At 42.0% G+C, this 16,482-nt stretch carries 12 protein-coding genes; 7 read left to right on the top strand and 5 right to left on the bottom strand.

All coding sequences use genetic code 11. The features are described from left to right. The first annotated feature begins 184 nt into the window (after positions 1–184). Positions 185–1,417, top strand: a complete 1,233-nt coding sequence (locus AC570H_RS19245) for an ABC transporter permease (RefSeq protein WP_497357871.1) — start codon at positions 185–187, stop codon at positions 1,415–1,417. 5 nt (positions 1,418–1,422) lie between these two features. Further along, complete coding sequence (locus AC570H_RS19250; RefSeq protein WP_497357873.1) at positions 1,423–1,806, top strand: hypothetical protein; 384 nt, start codon at positions 1,423–1,425, stop codon at positions 1,804–1,806. Between the two features lie 65 nt (positions 1,807–1,871). Here AC570H_RS19250 and AC570H_RS19255 read toward each other — a convergent pair whose 3' ends face one another. Both AC570H_RS19255 and mqnB read right to left on the bottom strand, forming a co-directional pair. Then, positions 1,872–2,729 carry a menaquinone biosynthesis family protein gene (locus AC570H_RS19255; protein ID WP_497357875.1) on the bottom strand — a complete coding sequence of 286 codons (858 nt, stop codon included), beginning with the start codon at positions 2,727–2,729 and terminating at the stop codon, positions 1,872–1,874. Between the two features lie 79 nt (positions 2,730–2,808). Beyond that, positions 2,809–3,447 carry a futalosine hydrolase gene (gene mqnB, locus AC570H_RS19260; RefSeq protein WP_497357877.1) on the bottom strand — a complete coding sequence of 213 codons (639 nt, stop codon included), beginning with the start codon at positions 3,445–3,447 and terminating at the stop codon, positions 2,809–2,811. Between the two features lie 134 nt (positions 3,448–3,581). Between mqnB and AC570H_RS19265 the strand changes: the two genes are divergently transcribed. From AC570H_RS19265 to AC570H_RS19280, 4 genes are all read left to right on the top strand, one after another. Further along, positions 3,582–3,992, top strand: a complete 411-nt coding sequence (locus tag AC570H_RS19265) for a 6-pyruvoyl trahydropterin synthase family protein (RefSeq protein ID WP_497357879.1) — start codon at positions 3,582–3,584, stop codon at positions 3,990–3,992. 10 nt (positions 3,993–4,002) lie between these two features. Then, a complete protein-coding gene (folE, locus tag AC570H_RS19270) occupies positions 4,003–4,638 on the top strand; it encodes a GTP cyclohydrolase I FolE (RefSeq protein ID WP_497357881.1) in 636 nt (211 codons plus the stop codon). Between the two features lie 122 nt (positions 4,639–4,760). Continuing rightward, positions 4,761–5,642, top strand: coding sequence for an ACP S-malonyltransferase (fabD, locus tag AC570H_RS19275; protein ID WP_497357883.1), 882 nt, complete (start codon positions 4,761–4,763; stop codon positions 5,640–5,642). An 80-nt stretch (positions 5,643–5,722) separates the two neighbouring features. Beyond that, positions 5,723–9,454 (top strand): sensor histidine kinase, encoded by a 3,732-nt coding sequence (locus tag AC570H_RS19280; protein ID WP_497357885.1) that lies wholly within the window; start codon positions 5,723–5,725, stop codon positions 9,452–9,454. Between the two features lie 19 nt (positions 9,455–9,473). Here AC570H_RS19280 and AC570H_RS19285 read toward each other — a convergent pair whose 3' ends face one another. Next, positions 9,474–10,379: a DUF8428 domain-containing protein gene (locus AC570H_RS19285; RefSeq protein ID WP_497357887.1), complete on the bottom strand. Its 906-nt coding sequence runs from the start codon at positions 10,377–10,379 to the stop codon at positions 9,474–9,476. Between the two features lie 225 nt (positions 10,380–10,604). On the opposite strand from AC570H_RS19285, the gene AC570H_RS19290 reads away from it, so the two are divergent. Continuing rightward, positions 10,605–12,161, top strand: a complete 1,557-nt coding sequence (locus AC570H_RS19290; RefSeq protein WP_497357889.1) for a glycoside hydrolase family 10-like protein — start codon at positions 10,605–10,607, stop codon at positions 12,159–12,161. 114 nt (positions 12,162–12,275) lie between these two features. On the opposite strand, the gene AC570H_RS19295 is transcribed toward AC570H_RS19290, so the two are convergent. Both AC570H_RS19295 and AC570H_RS19300 read right to left on the bottom strand, forming a co-directional pair. After that, on the bottom strand, positions 12,276–15,152 hold the full coding sequence (locus AC570H_RS19295; protein ID WP_497357891.1) for a M16 family metallopeptidase: 2,877 nt from the start codon (positions 15,150–15,152) through the stop codon (positions 12,276–12,278). A gap of 54 nt (positions 15,153–15,206) precedes the next feature. Next, positions 15,207–16,355, bottom strand: a complete 1,149-nt coding sequence (locus AC570H_RS19300; protein ID WP_497357893.1) for an acyltransferase family protein — start codon at positions 16,353–16,355, stop codon at positions 15,207–15,209. Positions 16,356–16,482: the final 127 nt, after the last annotated feature.

Genomic DNA, 16,482 nt, shown 5'->3' on the forward strand with positions numbered 1-16,482 from the left:
TAAGATGTAACAGGTAAGATGGGTAATGGATTTATAGCGCTTCAGTCTTGCCTTTTCCCTTATACATTTGTTGCTAGGCTTTAACCTTCCGTCTTTGGCCTTTCCTCTTTAACCTTCAACCTTTTCCCCTTCTACCTTCTACTTTTTTCCCTTCTACCTTTAACCTTTTCCGTATCTTTGCCCTGTGAACACCGCATTTTATATCGCCCGTAGGTATCTTTTTGCAAAAAAATCAACCAATGCCATCAATATCATTTCGGCAATTTCGGCGGTTGGCGTTTTTGTGGGAAGCACTGCATTGATTATTATTTTATCGGTGTTTAACGGCTTTGAAGAGGTGGTGCTCAACATGTTCAATACCATAACGCCGCAAGTGCTCATCGAACCTGCAAAAGGCAAGACCTTCGATCCCAATACGAGCTATTTTAAAACGCTGAGTGCTGATAAAGCAATATTCTCCTATACGGAAGTGCTTTCGGAGAATGCCTTGGTAAGGTATCGTGAAAAGCAGTCGCCAGCGTTGATTAAAGGTGTTAGTGCCGATTTTGTGAAGAATAAAAGCTTGGACACTGTAATGCTCGAGGGCCATTTTATTCTGGAGAACAAAAATGGGGCAAATGCAGTTATTGGCTCGGCCCTGCAAGCCTATTTGGGCGTAAACCCAAGTGACCCTTTTGAACAGCTGCAAATTTATTCGCCAAAAAAAGGTGTTCAGGCCAATTCCATCAATCCAATGGACGATTTTACGGTGATGAGCGTTCCTCCATCAGGGGTATTCGAGATCCAGCAGGATTTTGACAACCTCGTTATTGTTCCCTTGTCTTTTGCCAGGCAGCTGCTTGGTGAAGCACAAAAGGTAAGTGCCATCGAAATTAACCTCAACGATGGGGTAGATGCCGAGAAATTTAAGCAACAGGTAGCCGATAAATTGGGTGCTGCCTACGTGGTCAAAAATAGGGTACAGCAAAACCAGGCCTTGTACAATGTATTGGGTTCAGAAAAGTGGATGGTTTATATTATTCTGACCTTTATTCTAATCATTGCAATTTTTAACATCATTGGTTCGTTAACCATGTTGGTGATTGATAAATTAAAAGATATTGCCGTGCTCAATAGTCTTGGCGCAGGCAAGAAATTAATCAAAAGAATATTTTTGGCAGAAGGCATGATGATCACTTTGGCAGGTTGTATCTTTGGCCTGTTAATCGGATTCATATTTTGCTTACTGCAACAGCATTACGGATGGGTAAAAATGGGCGAATCAAATTTGTTGATCAGCAATGCCTATCCCGTCGCCTTTAAATGGAAAGATTTTGTGCTGGTTTTCGTAACTGTTAGTTTTTTTTCTTTCATCGCTTCAGCTTTGGCATCAAATTTAAGCGTAAAGAAAATAGACCATTTAAATCAAGACCTATAAAAAACATGAACGTCTATAAAAGTTCCCTACTCACGTTAATTGTTTCTTTGTGCATATTTTCAGCCTGTAACCAAAAAAAACAAGGCGATTCTGAACAAAACAAAGCTATTGTTGCCAAAGGGCTTTACAGCTTTGGTCCAGAAGTCAAATCTTTTACCGATTGCGAAGAAGGAAGAGAGTATTGGGTAGTAGATAGCGCCAAAACACTCGAATTGGCCTATAGCAACCTTGGCTTCGAAAAACCATATACACCGGTATATATCGAAGCGGAATGCCATTTCATCAAGTCAGATACCACTACCGTTACTGGAGACTACGATTCGACAATGGTAGTAACCAAGCTGCTTAAAATTAGCAAACAGATCCCCGAAGGACCTTGTAATCAGTAATCGGTTGGCAGTTTTCGGTGAACAGGCCGTATAAAATCTGCCATAATTCGCAGGCTAACTGTAGACTAAATTCCGCTTACGTAGAGATTTTGCTCGATTTGGGGAATAATTTCCCGAGACGTAGCCATATCGAATAGCGTATCGATCGCTTTGCGGCCCTCAGCACCCAAATTAATGGAGTAGTTGTTTACATACAGTTCAATGTGCTTGTACATCACGGCTTCGTCCATTTCTTGCGCATGCGAACGGATAAATTCAACACCCGATTTTGGATTGGCAAAGGCAAACTCCACAGATTTTCTGATCAGTCTATTTACCTTTTGCTGTACTTCAATCGGCAGTTTGCGGTTAATTACAATTCCACCAAGCGGAATGGCACAGCCTGTGAGCTGTTCCCAGTAACTGCCTAAATCTACTACCTTGTGCAGCCCTTTTTCCTGATAAGTAAACCTGTTTTCGTGGATAATAAGACCCAAGTCTATTTCCTCGTTCAATAACGCATCCTCAATGGCAGAAAATACCATTTCCTGCTTGTCAGTTAATTGAGGATAGGCTACGCCCAAAAGAAAATTTGCCGTAGTATATTTTCCGGGAATACCTACTTTAAGTTGAGCGTTTGGCGTCTGGAGGCTTGCGTTTACCTTGTCTGCATTTTCTTTTTTGCAAATGAGTAGTGGGCCTACGCCAAAGCCCAGTGCGCTTCCGGCATCAAGCAGGGCATATTTATTGGCCACATAGGCAAAAGCATGAAAACTGAGTTTGGTAATATCGAGCTCGCTTTGCATCGCTTTCTGGTTCAGTGTTTCTACATCATCAAAAGAGACCTGAAAAGTTAAGCCTTCGGTGTCGATCTTGCCATGGATCAAGGCATCGAAAATAAAAGTATCGTTAGGGCAGGGCGAAAAACCGAGTGTAAGATTCATCTATTTATATATTATTTAGACCTGTAAGGTTGCTGCGGTAAAAATAAAGCTAAAAGCTATCCTTATGGTCATACAGAATTCATTTCGCATCGGCTTCGATAAAATCGATGAGCCAGGCATTCAGGTTTTTAATCGCCAATCCGATTTTCCAGTTTTCCTTCGCCCTTGGCGCTACGTAATTAGAAATGCTCCTCACTTGTAGGCATGGCAGGCCTATTTGGCTACAGGCATAGAAAAAGGCAGCGCCTTCCATGCTTTCTGTTTGAGGCTCGAAACGGACCATGACACTGGCAATGCTTTGTGCGTTGCCATGCACTTTGTTAACGGTAATGCCTTTTATTTTTGGGAGCTGAGCTACAGCAGGAATTTCTAAATTGTAGTTATTGCTGTAGGTATTGGCGCCAAAGCCTAACTCGTCGATGGTTAAAAATTGATCATGGTCTTCGGCTCCCAGCTCGGCAAAAATATCAGTTTCTATATTGACGAGATCACCGAGGTTAAGGTCTGCATCGAAGCTACCGGCGATGCCTACATTTAGTGCCAAACTGTAGTCGCTGTTAAGGTGTCTGCCCAAAGCAAAAGCAGTAGCCACAATGCCCACCCCTGTAATCAAGATGTCAAATTTGGGTGTTTGAACAAAGTTGTCTTTTGCCAAGCCAAAATGCTCATAAGTTCCACCTATTTCTGCGCTGGTGGCGGCAACTACCAATAATTTCATCAGGTAAATTTAAAGTTTTTTGTTTGTTATTTAGCCGATGGTTCGCGTTAGGCAAATAATGCCATCATGGCTATAGACCATGTACCATAAACCATTGACAAGATATCCGTATATTTGCCTTTTATTTGTAAGAAATGATTTATATAACCCGAAAAGCAAGTTTTAATGCCGCACATAAGCTATCGAGAACGGATTGGAGCTTAGACAAAAACACTGAGGTATATGGCAAATGCGCCAACCCGAATTGGCATGGGCATAATTATCAACTTTATGTAACCGTAAAAGGCGAAGTGAATCCGGAAACCGGATTTCTGGTAGACCTTAAATGGCTAAAAGAGGTCATCAATACCCAAGTGGTTGATAAAATCGATCATAAAAACCTTAATTTGGATGTTGATTTTATGAAAGATAAACTAGCCTCTACAGAGAACTTGGCCATCGCCATTTGGCAAGAACTATCATCGCCTATTGCCGAGAGCGGCGCACAATTGCACAGCATTAAAATTTACGAGACCGAAAACAATTTTGTTGAATATTTCGGTTAATTGAGCACATATGGAAAACGATAAATACGATCACGACGAAGAAGTATTGGGTTATCAAAAAATAGATAGGTACGACGATGACAAAATTTCATCTGTAGCTACCCATTATAAAGACATCTTATCTCAATTAGGAGAAGATCCTGCACGCGAAGGCCTCTTGAAAACGCCTGAGCGCGTAGCAAAAGCCTTGCAGTATTTAACCCATGGCTATGATTTGCAACCGGCAGAAATCCTGCGTTCGGCTATGTTCAAAGAAGATTATAGCCAAATGGTGGTAGTGAAGGATATTGAGGTTTTCTCGATGTGCGAGCACCACATGTTGCCTTTCTTTGGCAAGGCGCACATTGCCTATATTCCGAACGGCCATATTGTTGGATTGAGCAAAATCCCTAGGGTGGTTGATGCTTTTGCACGTAGGCTACAGGTTCAGGAACGCCTAACCAATGAAATAAGAGACTGCATCCACGAAACATTACAACCTTCGGGCGTTGCCGTTGTAATTGAATGCAAGCATTTGTGCATGGCTATGCGTGGCGTGCAAAAACAGAACTCTGTAACCACTACTTCGGCATTTACCGGAGAGTTTATCAGCAATGATAAAACAAGAGCCGAGTTTTTGAGGTTAATAACAGCGAATTTACATTAGTAGCGAGTATCAAGTATCAAGATTCGAGCTTCTAACCAAATAAATAAACTTTAAACAAAAATAAGAGGGCCTATGTTGGTTTTAATTATAAACCTCCGTAGAACAACCTCAAAGCTATAAGTATGAAAGCATACGTTTTTCCAGGGCAAGGCGCCCAATTTTCTGGCATGGGCAAAGATCTTTATGAAAACCCGATGGCCAAGGAACTATTTGAAAAAGCCAATGAAATTATGGGCTTTCGCATTAGCGATATCATGTTTGGCGGTACCGACGAGGAACTGAAACAAACCAATGTAACCCAGCCTGCTATTTTCTTGCATTCGGTTATCTTGGCCAAGGTTTTAGGCGATAGCTTTACACCTGATATGGTTGCTGGCCACTCTTTAGGCGAATTTTCTGCCTTGGTAGCAGCCAATGCGCTTTCTTTCGAAGACGGCCTTAAATTGGTAGTGGCTCGTGCCAATGCCATGCAAAAAGCCTGCGAAATCCAACCTTCAACCATGGCTGCTATTTTAGGCCTTGCCGATGAAGTGGTAGAGCAGATCTGTGCCGAAATTGATGCGGTAGTTGTTCCGGCAAATTACAACTGCCCAGGACAATTGGTTATTTCGGGCAGCATCGAGGGTATCGATTTGGCTTGTCAGAAATTAACCGAAGCTGGCGCAAAAAGAGCTTTAAAACTCAATGTAGGCGGTGCATTCCACTCGCCATTAATGGAGCCTGCCAAACTTGAATTGCAAACGGCTATTGAGCAGACACAGATTTCATCGCCTGTTTGCCCAATCTACCAGAACGTAAATGCCCAGCCTACTACAGACCCTGCGGTAATTAAAGCCAACCTCATTGCACAGCTAACCGGTGCGGTAAGGTGGACACAAACCGTTGCCAACATGATTGCCGATGGCGCTACAGAATTTGTAGAAGTTGGTCCAGGAAATGTATTGCAAGGCTTGGTTAAAAAAGTAAATAGAGAAATGCAGACCAGCAGTGCCACTTTGGCCTAAAATATGCTGTGCCTAACGCATTGCTTTGGCACCGCCAAAGCAATGCGCTTTTATAAATGCCCTTACTAAATTAATTTAACGTGAGTATTGGAGGTAAAATTAGGTTTCTGCTATTGATTTTAGGCCTTTGCTGTATTGTAACAGCATTATCCCTAGACAATTCAATTACCCAAACCGACCTTCTTTTACACGAGGCTGGCGCTCTTCAAAAAAACCTTTCGGCCAAAGAACGCATTGTACAGCACTATCTCTCCGATCCGAAGAAGATAGAAGAACTGAAATCGTTTTACAAAGACGATCAGCTGGCTTCCAAATTTATCGACGATAACAGGGAGCTGGGCATCAATGTACTGGTTTATCAGAATGGAATACTAGATTTTTGGAGCTCTGCAAGGGCTTTCCCGCCTAATATTGACCGCTTAAAAGAGGGCACTTCATTTAGCCAACTGTCTAACGGCTGGTACGAGCAGATCAAGAAAACCATTGATGACCATACCTTCGTTTTTCTCATTACGGTAAAAACGCAGTTCAGCATTGAAAACCAATATCTTCAAAACCAACTCTCGCCCGAGCTTTTTCCGAACAACAGCTTAGACCTGGCCACTTTTACAGACAGGGACATCACCGAGATCTTTAGCATTCAAAAAGAATACCTTTTTCCGGTAAAACTGAGCGAAGAATATTCTAAGAATATCTATAGCACCATTCAGCTTTGGCTTTGGATAACAGGTCTGGTTAGCATTTGTATTTTTGTTAATTCTTATTGTTCTTGGCTGGCCAGAAGAGGTTTGGTTTTATCGGCCACGCTGGTGCTTACCCTTTTCTTTACGGCTGTAAGGCTAACTGACCTGCAGTTTTTTTGGTTTAACCACCAGTTTAACCTCGAGATATTTAGTCCCTCCATTTATGCCGAAAGCGATTTCTTGCCCTCCTTGGGCGATTTATTGCTCAATGTGCTCGCCATAACCTGGATTTCGCTTTTTGCCTACGTACATCGCTATCGGTATAATTTTCCTGCCTGGATAACCAAAAACAAGGCATTTGCCATCCTCTTTCATGTGCTGGTCTTATTGGTATTGGCCTATGTTGGTTTTTTGATAGATGATGTATTCTTTGGACTTATTTATAATTCGAAGATCAATTTTGACATTACGAACATCATTAACATGGGCTGGATCAGCTGGACGAGTATCATTATTCTCTGCCTGGTCTGGTTTAATGTTTATTTATTGGTTAATGTACTGATAGAACTGAGCAAACAATTTAAGTTTAATAACAGAGAACGCCTGTTTGTATTTCTGGCATTGCTGGCAGCTTATTTTGTTTACAAGCTTGTTACCGATTTCAATGTGTTCTTCTTGGTATATGCGCTGCTCATTTTTATTATTTCGTGGAACAGCTACATGCAGCACCGACGGTTTTCGATTGGTGTTTTTGCAACCCTGTTCCTGTGCATGGCCTTTCTAACTTCTATCAAGTACATTAAGTTTATTGATATCAAGGAAAGGGCAATCAGGGCTACCATTGCCGAAAAACTTCCCTATTCCGACGATCCGAAGGTGATCAACTCGATCGATAGCTTTGAGAAGGGTGTTTCGTCAGACTCTTCTATCGTAGCCTATTTTAAGCAACCGTTGCTTACCCAGACCTACAGCTTTCACAATTATATCGTAAAAAGATATTTAGATGGCTACCTGTCTCGCTTTGACTATAAAATGTACGAGTACAACAACCAGGATTCGACCTTAAAAGACGATGGTGCATCGCCTTTTTCCAAGTTTCGGGATTTGGTAAGGTCGGGTGCGGTTAAGGTAGAGGAAACAGAATTCGCCTATCGCATCAATAATACTTTTGGCTTTCAGAGCTACTTTTGTATCATTCCTATCCTGGATGGCAAAAACCTATTGGGCAGCATGGTAATCGAACTTAAATCACAGCCCTATGATTCGAATAGCCATTTCCCTGAACTGCTCATCGATGGGAAGCTGAAAAGCGATGAGGATATTAGCGATTACTCCTTTGCTTTTTATCGCGATAACAAGCTTTACAGCCAATCTGGGAAGTTTACTTATGCCATGGTGAACCACGATTTTAAGGGTGCCATCGGCAAAGTAGAGTTTATAAATGAAGAAATAGCTGATGGACCTAGCTATAGCCATGCGGTTTATAAACCAGATGCCTCGAAACTGATTGTAATTACCAAGGAAAAGATCCCTTATGTGGTGCGTTTGGCTACGTTGTCTTTCTTTTTCCTCGTGTTTATCCTCTTTGGCATATTGATGTATGCCTTTATGTGGCTGGTTAAAAACATCAATAGCAACCAGGGCGGATGGTTCAGCATCAATCGCTACCTGATGATCAACGCCAATAAAATCCTTTATAAAACCCGTATCCAGGTTTCTATTGTACTTTCGGTAGTAGCCACTTTGCTTATCGTAGGCTGGACTACCTTCTTCTATATCAAAGACGAATACTTAAAACAACAGGAAAGCGCCATTAGGGAAAAATTAAGGAAGGTACAGCTTTCTTACGAACGCCAGATTTTAAACAGCGGCATGCTTAGAAACGATGCCGAAGCGGAGTTGAAGTTTAGCCAGTTTGCAGATGTGAATGCTGCATTTTTGAACCTCTACCTTACTGATGGCAACCTGTACCTGACTTCTTTGCCAAAGATATACAACTATGGTATTTTGGGCAGGAAAATGCCTTCTAAGGCTTATCTGGAGCTTCATTTAAAGCAACGGTCCGAATATTTAAATACAGCAGAGAAGATAGGTTCGTTTAAATATGCAGCGGCTTATGCGCCTATCCGTAATGCGCAGAACCAAACGGTGGCCTATATCGGTATTCCCTACTACTCTAACGAGGAAGATTATGAAGCTAAAATCGGCCTGTTTATCAATACGCTGATCAACATTTATGCTTTGGTGTTTGTATTGATCGGAGTTTTGGCGGTTTTCTTGGCCAACCAGATTACCAATCCGCTTACGTTTATACAAGAGAGCATCAAAAAGACCAAGTTGGGACAAAAGAACCAGCCAATTGTATGGCACAGGCAGGATGAGATTGGCTCGCTCATTAAGGAGTACAACAAGATGATTGCTGCATTGGAAGCGAGTGCCAATAAACTGGCCCGCTCAGAACGCGAAAGTGCTTGGCGCGAAATGGCCAAACAGGTGGCCCACGAAATCAAAAATCCGCTTACGCCATTAAAGCTCGGAGTGCAACTGTTGGAAAAATCGTGGAAAGAAAAGGATCCTAATTTTGAAAAGAAATTTGCCAGCTTCAACAAATCCTTTGTAGAACAGATAGATAGTTTGGCTACCATAGCCTCTGAGTTCTCGAATTTTGCCAAAATGCCTGATACCAAACTCGAAAACCTGGAGTTGCTGCCCGTAATAGATCAAGCCATTGCCGTATTCAATACAGCAGAAAATGTAGAGATCATGATCCTTAACCGCACCAACAAAGAGATTACGGTTATGGGAGATAAGGACCAGTTGTTGCGTACGTTTAATAATCTCCTTAAAAATGCAATAGAGGCTTCAGAAGGCAAAGAAAAGTGTTCGATCAAGATCCACGTTATTAACGACGAGAAAAATGTTTACGTGGAAGTAGAGGACAACGGCAAAGGCATAGACCAATCCTTACAACATAAGATCTTTGTGCCTAATTTTACAACCAAATCATCAGGCACCGGATTGGGCTTGGCCTTTGTTAAACAAGCAACAGAAAATGCCGGAGGAACAATAGAGTTTAGTTCGGAAGTAGGGAAAGGCACTACTTTTTACTTGAGCTTCCCTTTGGTATAAGAAGGATAATAAAAATCTTCTAGCGCAAGGTAATCTGGTCTTTGCCCATTACAAATCCATCGGCGTAGAGAATAATGGCATAGGCTCCTTTCATAAACTCTTTTGGGTTGGTCCAATCTATTTTATAGGCCGTATCGTCATCATTGTAAGAAATTTCGATGGCACTGCTGTATTGCATCTGTTGGCCATCAGCTTCAAAAAGATTGCTGCCGTTGGCAATAAGGTTGCCTGCCGGATCAAAGACCCTTAAATAGATTTTATGATAATTTTTCTCCGCCAGGGTATTTGGAGCTATGGAGAAATCGACCACTAGTTTTTGGGCAGTGCTGGCGCGGGTAACTTCTACATGGCGGCCGCTGCTTTTTACCTTAAATGCAGTAATGCTAATTTTAGCTGCTTTTAGGGCGGCACCAACTTTTACCTTGGCATTGAGGTTTTCGTTTTCTCGTTCCAGGCTTTGTGCTTTCTGGCTATAGGTAATTGCTGTGTTTTTTAAGCTGTCGCGCTCAGATTTGAGATAGGAGTTTTCCTTTTCTAGCCGAACGATCTGGTCGTTATAGTTTTTTACGAATTCCCTCAGTTCTTTGATCTGTGCTTGAGCTTTTTCCAGGTCGCCGTGGGTGAGCTCTCCCTTTTGTAGTGCCAGCTTAAGCTCGGCTATTTTCTCGCGTGCCAGTTTTTGTTCGTTTTGCAGTTTCTCGCTGAGGCTAACATTGAGGGCGTTTACGCGATCTAGCTCTACTTCTATCTTTTCTACTTCTAGTTTTAGGCGATCTTTTTCGGTATTTACCGTAACAAAACGGCTGCTCTGCTGTTTGTCTTTAAAGTAAAGATAGGCATTGATGCCCAGAAGGGCGGCGATAACAACAACCAAGAAATAGACCTTGTTCCTGTCAACTTTATTTACGGGATCCTGATTCTGCATAGTCATTAATTTTTATTGGCCTTGGTAACGCGCAATAAACTTTAATTTAATTTTCATTTTACGGGGAGGCTAACATAGTATAAAAAAATGAAAAGCTTATGTTTGCAACATCTTTGTATCAGATTTTTTAAAAAAAACCGTTTAGCTATAAAGTTAAACCTCAGGGTGTACCTTTACGACTACAAATTTTAAACCGAACAATTTTTGTTATTACCTAGCCAAATAATGAATAAAAGCCCCTTTCTTGTACTTTTACTCACATTAGTAACCTCATTTTCCCTAACAGCGCAAACTACCACAAAAATTACTCCAAAACGTGAGTTTAGAGGAGTGTGGGTAGCTACCGTTACCAATATAGATTGGCCTTCTAAACCAGGCCTGCCTGTTGATCAGCAAAAGCAAGAACTGATAGGTATTTTAGAGCAACATAAAAAGAACGGAATTAATGCGGTAATGTTGCAGATCAGGCCCACTGCAGATGCGCTTTATGCAAAATCGAGAGAATTATGGAGCCATTGGCTGATGGGCAAACAAGGGCTGGCACCAAACCAGGAATACGATCCTTTGGAATTTGCCATTAAAGAGGCGCATACACGTGGCATGGAACTGCATGCCTGGTTCAATCCTTACCGGGCCACCATGAGTGCCAATTCGGTAACCAGTGCCGAACACATTACCCAAAAAAGGCCGGAACTGTTTTATACTTATGGAGGTCAGCGCTTGTTCGATCCGGGATTGCCAGAAGTACGCGAATACATTACGCAGGTAATTTTAGACGTGGTTAAAGGCTATGATATTGATGGGGTACATTTTGATGATTATTTCTATCCTTACCGCATAGCGGGACAAACGATAAAAGACAGTGCCACTTTTGCCAAATACCCGAACGGCTTTACCAAAATAGACGATTGGCGCCGCAACAATGTAGACATGCTGATTAAGATGGTGAACGACAGTGTTCATTACTACAAGAAATATGTGAAGTTTGGGGTCAGTCCTTTTGGCATCTGGCGTAATTTTAGGGAAGATACGCTTGGTTCTAAAACCAATGGCCTATCTAACTATGGCGAACTCTATGCCGACTCTAGAAAATGGGTTAAAGAGGGTTGGGTAGATTATATCAATCCGCAGATTTATTTTACGTTTAGTCGCCAGGCCGCGCCTTTTGGGGTCTTGCTCGATTGGTGGAGCAATAACTCCTTTGGCAGGCACTTGTATATTGGCCAAGCCGCTTACCTGGTGCATGGCATGCCTTCAAGGCAGGAAGCCGCCTGGGGCAAGCTCAGTGAAATTCCAAATCAGATCAGGTACATGAGGGCGAATAATAGGGTACAGGGCAGCGTGTTCTTTAGCTCTAAATCGCTTTCTACCGTAGCCAGGGCGGTTGCCGATTCGCTGAGAACCGATTTATATAAATATCCGGCATTGCCACCTCAAATGCCTTGGCTCGACGATGTGGAGCCTAATCAGCCACAGAATTTGACTGCAGAAGCACAAGCTGATGGCGTAAACCTCAAATGGGTAAAGCCTTTAAAAGCAAAAGACGGCGAAACGGCTTCGGGCTACGTGATTTACCGTTTTGAAGAAGGCGAAAAGATTTCGGTATTGGATGCGAAGAACATTATACACGTAAGTTTTGAAGATTATACCTTTTACCTAGATACCAATGCCGAGAAAGGCAAGCGTTACAATTATTTGGTAACAGCATTAGATCGTTTAAAGAATGAAAGCGAGCCGAGTGGCCCAGTGGGTATACAATCGAAATCTGGCTTAGAGAAGTAAGGCTTTAATTTCGCCTTTGGCGGCCAGTTGATTTAATGAGGCACCTATCTGCAAATGACAGATGGTTTAAAAAGAAGAGGCGCATAATGATATATGCGCCTCTTTGTTAATGACTTATTTTTCTGGAACCAATACCAAGCGGATATAGTTGTCGCCGCTTAAATATTTTTGTGCAGCTGTTTTGGTACTGCCTACGGTTACACCGTTGATCCTGTCTTTATCGCTTAATAATTGTTCAACGTTGTCGCCATATTTTAAGCGGTTTGCTAAATAGTTGAGCCAAAATCCATTTTCTCTTAAGCTCAGTTCTTCCTGTCTCAATTCTTCAGATTTGAACTTCTTAATATCGTCTTCGGTAGCACCATTTTGTCTAAATGAGTTCACCTCGTCCAAAGCCGCGTTGATCAGCTTATCTACATTAGCTTTGGCGCAATTGAATGAAATGGTGAAGTAATAATGTGCCGATGGATATTTTTGTACGCTCAGCTCAACATTCGGGCTATATACACCGCTTTCTTTCTCGCGCAAACGCTCTAGGATTTTGATTTCCAATGCAGCTTTTAAGGCGTCTAGCTGTGTATTGTTGTCTACATTGTAGTCATAATCTCCATGAAGGAACAATTGTACAGTGGCTTTGTCTTCAAGGCCTTTATAAACGGTTTTGCTTACTTTTCCCTTTGGTGGATTGATGCCAAGGTCTACAAAGTTCTCGTTTTTGTTGAGTGCAGGCAAGCTGGCTAGATAGGTAGTAATGAAAGGTTTGATTTTTTCTACATCAAAGTTTCCTACAAAAACAAAGGTTTGTCCGCTAGCATCAGCAAAGCGATCTTTATAGAAGGCAAAAGCTTTATCTAAAGAAATTTTATCAATGTCTTGCAGGGTAGTTGGCATGCCTCGTTTGTGGTAGTTGGCCAATACTGCTTGTACGGTATCAGCATATACACTGGTTGGACTGCTGTTTTTGTTGGCAGTGATTACCTTAAAATCGCTGATGTTCTTGTTAAAAATCTCAGTGTCTTTACGCGGATTGGTCGCATAGGCATAAATTAACTGAAAAGCGGTTTCCAGATCTTTTGGAGAACTGTTTCCAGAGAAGCCTTGGTATTCTGAGTTGATGTATGTATTCGTGGATACAGCTTTTCCAGCCAAGTATTTGGTCAATTGGGTTGGATTAAATTCGCCAACGCCGCTTTGGCCAATCAGGTTTGCGTTTTCGGCCGATTGAAAATCGTTATCGCTAGCCAATGAAGAACCCCCTTTAGCAAAAGAATAAAAAAGGACCTGGTCGTTTTTAAAATCCGTTGGCTTAAGCACCACTTTTACACCATTGCTTAAGGTTAAGCTGGTAATGCCCACCTTATCGTTTTTGCTTTCGCTAACAATCTTGCCTGCTGTAGGCGTTTTAGCCAATAAGGGCTTGTTAACGGTATTGTCTACATAAGGAGTAACATTGTTGCCTGCATTCTTCAATACGGCCAGCAATTGTGCCTCTGTTGGCAAATCTTTAGCTTCTTTTTCTGGCGCCTGTACCACAATGATCTGATTGGTTTTGGTAACCAGGGTCTTTGCGATCGCATTTACTTCTGCTAAGGTTAGGCTTTGGAGTAATTTCTTTGTTTCGGCGTAATTGTAATCTGCCGATGGCATACTTGCTCCGGTTAAGAAATTCTCCAAATATTGATTTACATAAACTGCAGATTTGGTTTTGTCTTTTTCTTTGTATTGCTTTTCTATGCCTGCTTCTACCTTTTTCTTTACGGTTTCGAGCTCGCTGCTGGTAAAGCCGAATTTGGCCATGCGCTCATTCTCGGCAAGTGCCGCTTTTAAGGCATCGGCTAATCCTCCAGCTGTTTTAGCCACAGCTATAGTTTGAAAGGCATTTACGCCCCAAACCAATCCATTTTGATAAGGTGCATAAACACTTTGTGCAAATAGGAAGGGAGCATTGCCTTTTTGTGTAATTTCTTGCAAACGGGCACCCAACATGTTGTTAATCATGCTTTGGATCAGGTCGTTTTTGAAATCGACTGTGGTCTTCGTTGGCCCTTCATGATGTTTATAAATCACCTGCGCCACGTTATAAGGCTGTTCTTTATCGGTTACGATTTTTACCAAAGGTTGCACATTGTCGGGCAGATCATAATTTTGACGAGGCTTGGCATTTTTAGGGTTGCTGAGCTCTGAGAAATTTGCTTTGATCAAATTCTCCACTTCATTTATATCAAAATCGCCTACGGCAATAACTGCTTGCAGGTTTGGTCTGTACCAATCTGCATAGAATGAACGGATTTTGTCGTGGGTAAAGTTGTTTAAGATGTCTACTTTGCCAATTGGGATTCTGTTGGCATAGCGAGAATTGGCCAAAAGAAAAGGCAATAACTGATTGCTCATTCTTTGTTGCGCATTTTTGCCTCGCTGCCTGTCTTCCTCAACAATTACGCCTCTTTCGCTGTCGATGTCGGTACCGTTCATGCTTACTTTTCCTGCCCAGTTGGCTAGAATTTTGAAGCCGGTTTTAAAAACCTCAGCACTATCTGTAGGAATTGGCAATTGATAAACCGTTTGATTAAAGCCGGTATAGGCGTTCAGATCGGCACCGAAACGAACACCAGCCTTTTGCAGGTAGTTGATCATCTCGTTTTTTGGGAAATCTTTGGTGCCGTTAAAGGCCATATGCTCTGTAAAGTGCGCCAAACCTTGCTGGTCGTCGTTTTCCATTAAAGAACCTATTTTGTTGGCCAGGTAAAGCTCGGCTCTTTTCTTAGGTTCGGTATTTTTGCGGATATAATAGGTTAACCCATTGGCCAATTTCCCGATTTTTACATTGGGGTCATTTGGAATAGTTGCGCCAGGGGATGGTTTTAAGACTGCCTTGGCTACTGTAGCCTTTTTAACAGGGGCCTTTTGCTGGGCAATTGCAGGTTGGGCAAGGAAGAATGCCGCTAAACCCCATGCCAAAATTTGCTGGCGGTTTTTCATAGCTTGTTTCATAAATTTAGTTAGCGTAACGCGTTTATTACATTAGTCTTGTTTTGGCCTCAATAGTTACACCTTGATAATAATATTCTTCTTGTACATGATCCAAAGGATAAGGTACCAAAAGAGAATAAAAACAATGGCGTAAGCCAAAGATGCATTGACCGGCGAAAAATAAGGCGGAAAAAAATGCTGATAAAACCAGCTCAGCGCACCCATTTTGTCGCCATCAGCCGTTTCTATTTTGATCATATTGAACAAGCGAGGCGTTAATCCGGTTAAGAAAAATACCGTAATGGCATTTACGCCATAAACCACAAAAGGTTTGGTAAAACGGTTGTATTGGTTTACATCTATAATCCAATAGGAAAGCGCCAAGCCAATAGTCGCCAATCCGCCGGTATACAGCACATAAGAGCTCGTCCATAATTGTTTGTTGATGGGAAATTCCAAATCCCAAAGCAAGCCTGCCATTACGCACAAGGTGCCGATGGAAAACAGCCAAGCCACTTTTTGGCCAGCTTCTACATCTTTGCGTTTGAGGTAGAGGCCCACCAAAACCCCAAATAAACAGGTGCCTATGGCTGGGATGGTACTCAAAATGCCTTCAGGGTCCCAGGTTTTAGCCGACTTCCACAAATGAGCTTCTGTTAACAACGTACGGTCGAGCCAAGCACCTAAATTAGTTTCCTTTTCTAAATTGGCAGGACCAAATCCCGGTACCGGAACAAACATCATTACTGCCCAATAACCAATAAGCAGCAAGATAATGGTCCTGAAAATCCCCTTTTCAGATTGTTTGAGGAAAATCAGCGTTGAGACAAAGAAAACCACCGCGATGCGTTGCAATACACCAGGTATACGTACATGTTTTAATGATTCGATCAAGTTAAAATCGCTAAAGTTTCTTGGGAAGATTGCCAATATAAAGCCTAAACCAAATAAGATAACCATTCGCCTAAAGGCTTTTTTGATGAGTTGTCCATGGGTTGTTGCATCATTTTTTTTGCTCCCCATGGCATAAGCAATGGAAACGCCCACTATAAAAAGGAAAAAGGGAAATACAAGATCGGTAGGGGTACAGCCATTCCATTCGGCATGTTCTAGTGGCGCATAAATATGGCCCCAATCGCCAGGGTTGTTAACTAAGATCATGGTGGCTACCGTAAGGCCACGAAAAAAATCAAGCGATAATAGCCGCTGGGGTTTAGTTTCCATTTTTTGAAATTTACAGATAAGGAGATCGAGAACTAATATAGAATAAATTCCAAAAAAAACATCCGAAGTTTTAGCTGCTGCTGGCAACTTATACTTCGGATGCTGGTGAACTAGAAATGTTTCTAGC

The sequence above is a fragment of the Pedobacter sp. B4419 genome (assembly GCF_059693725.1).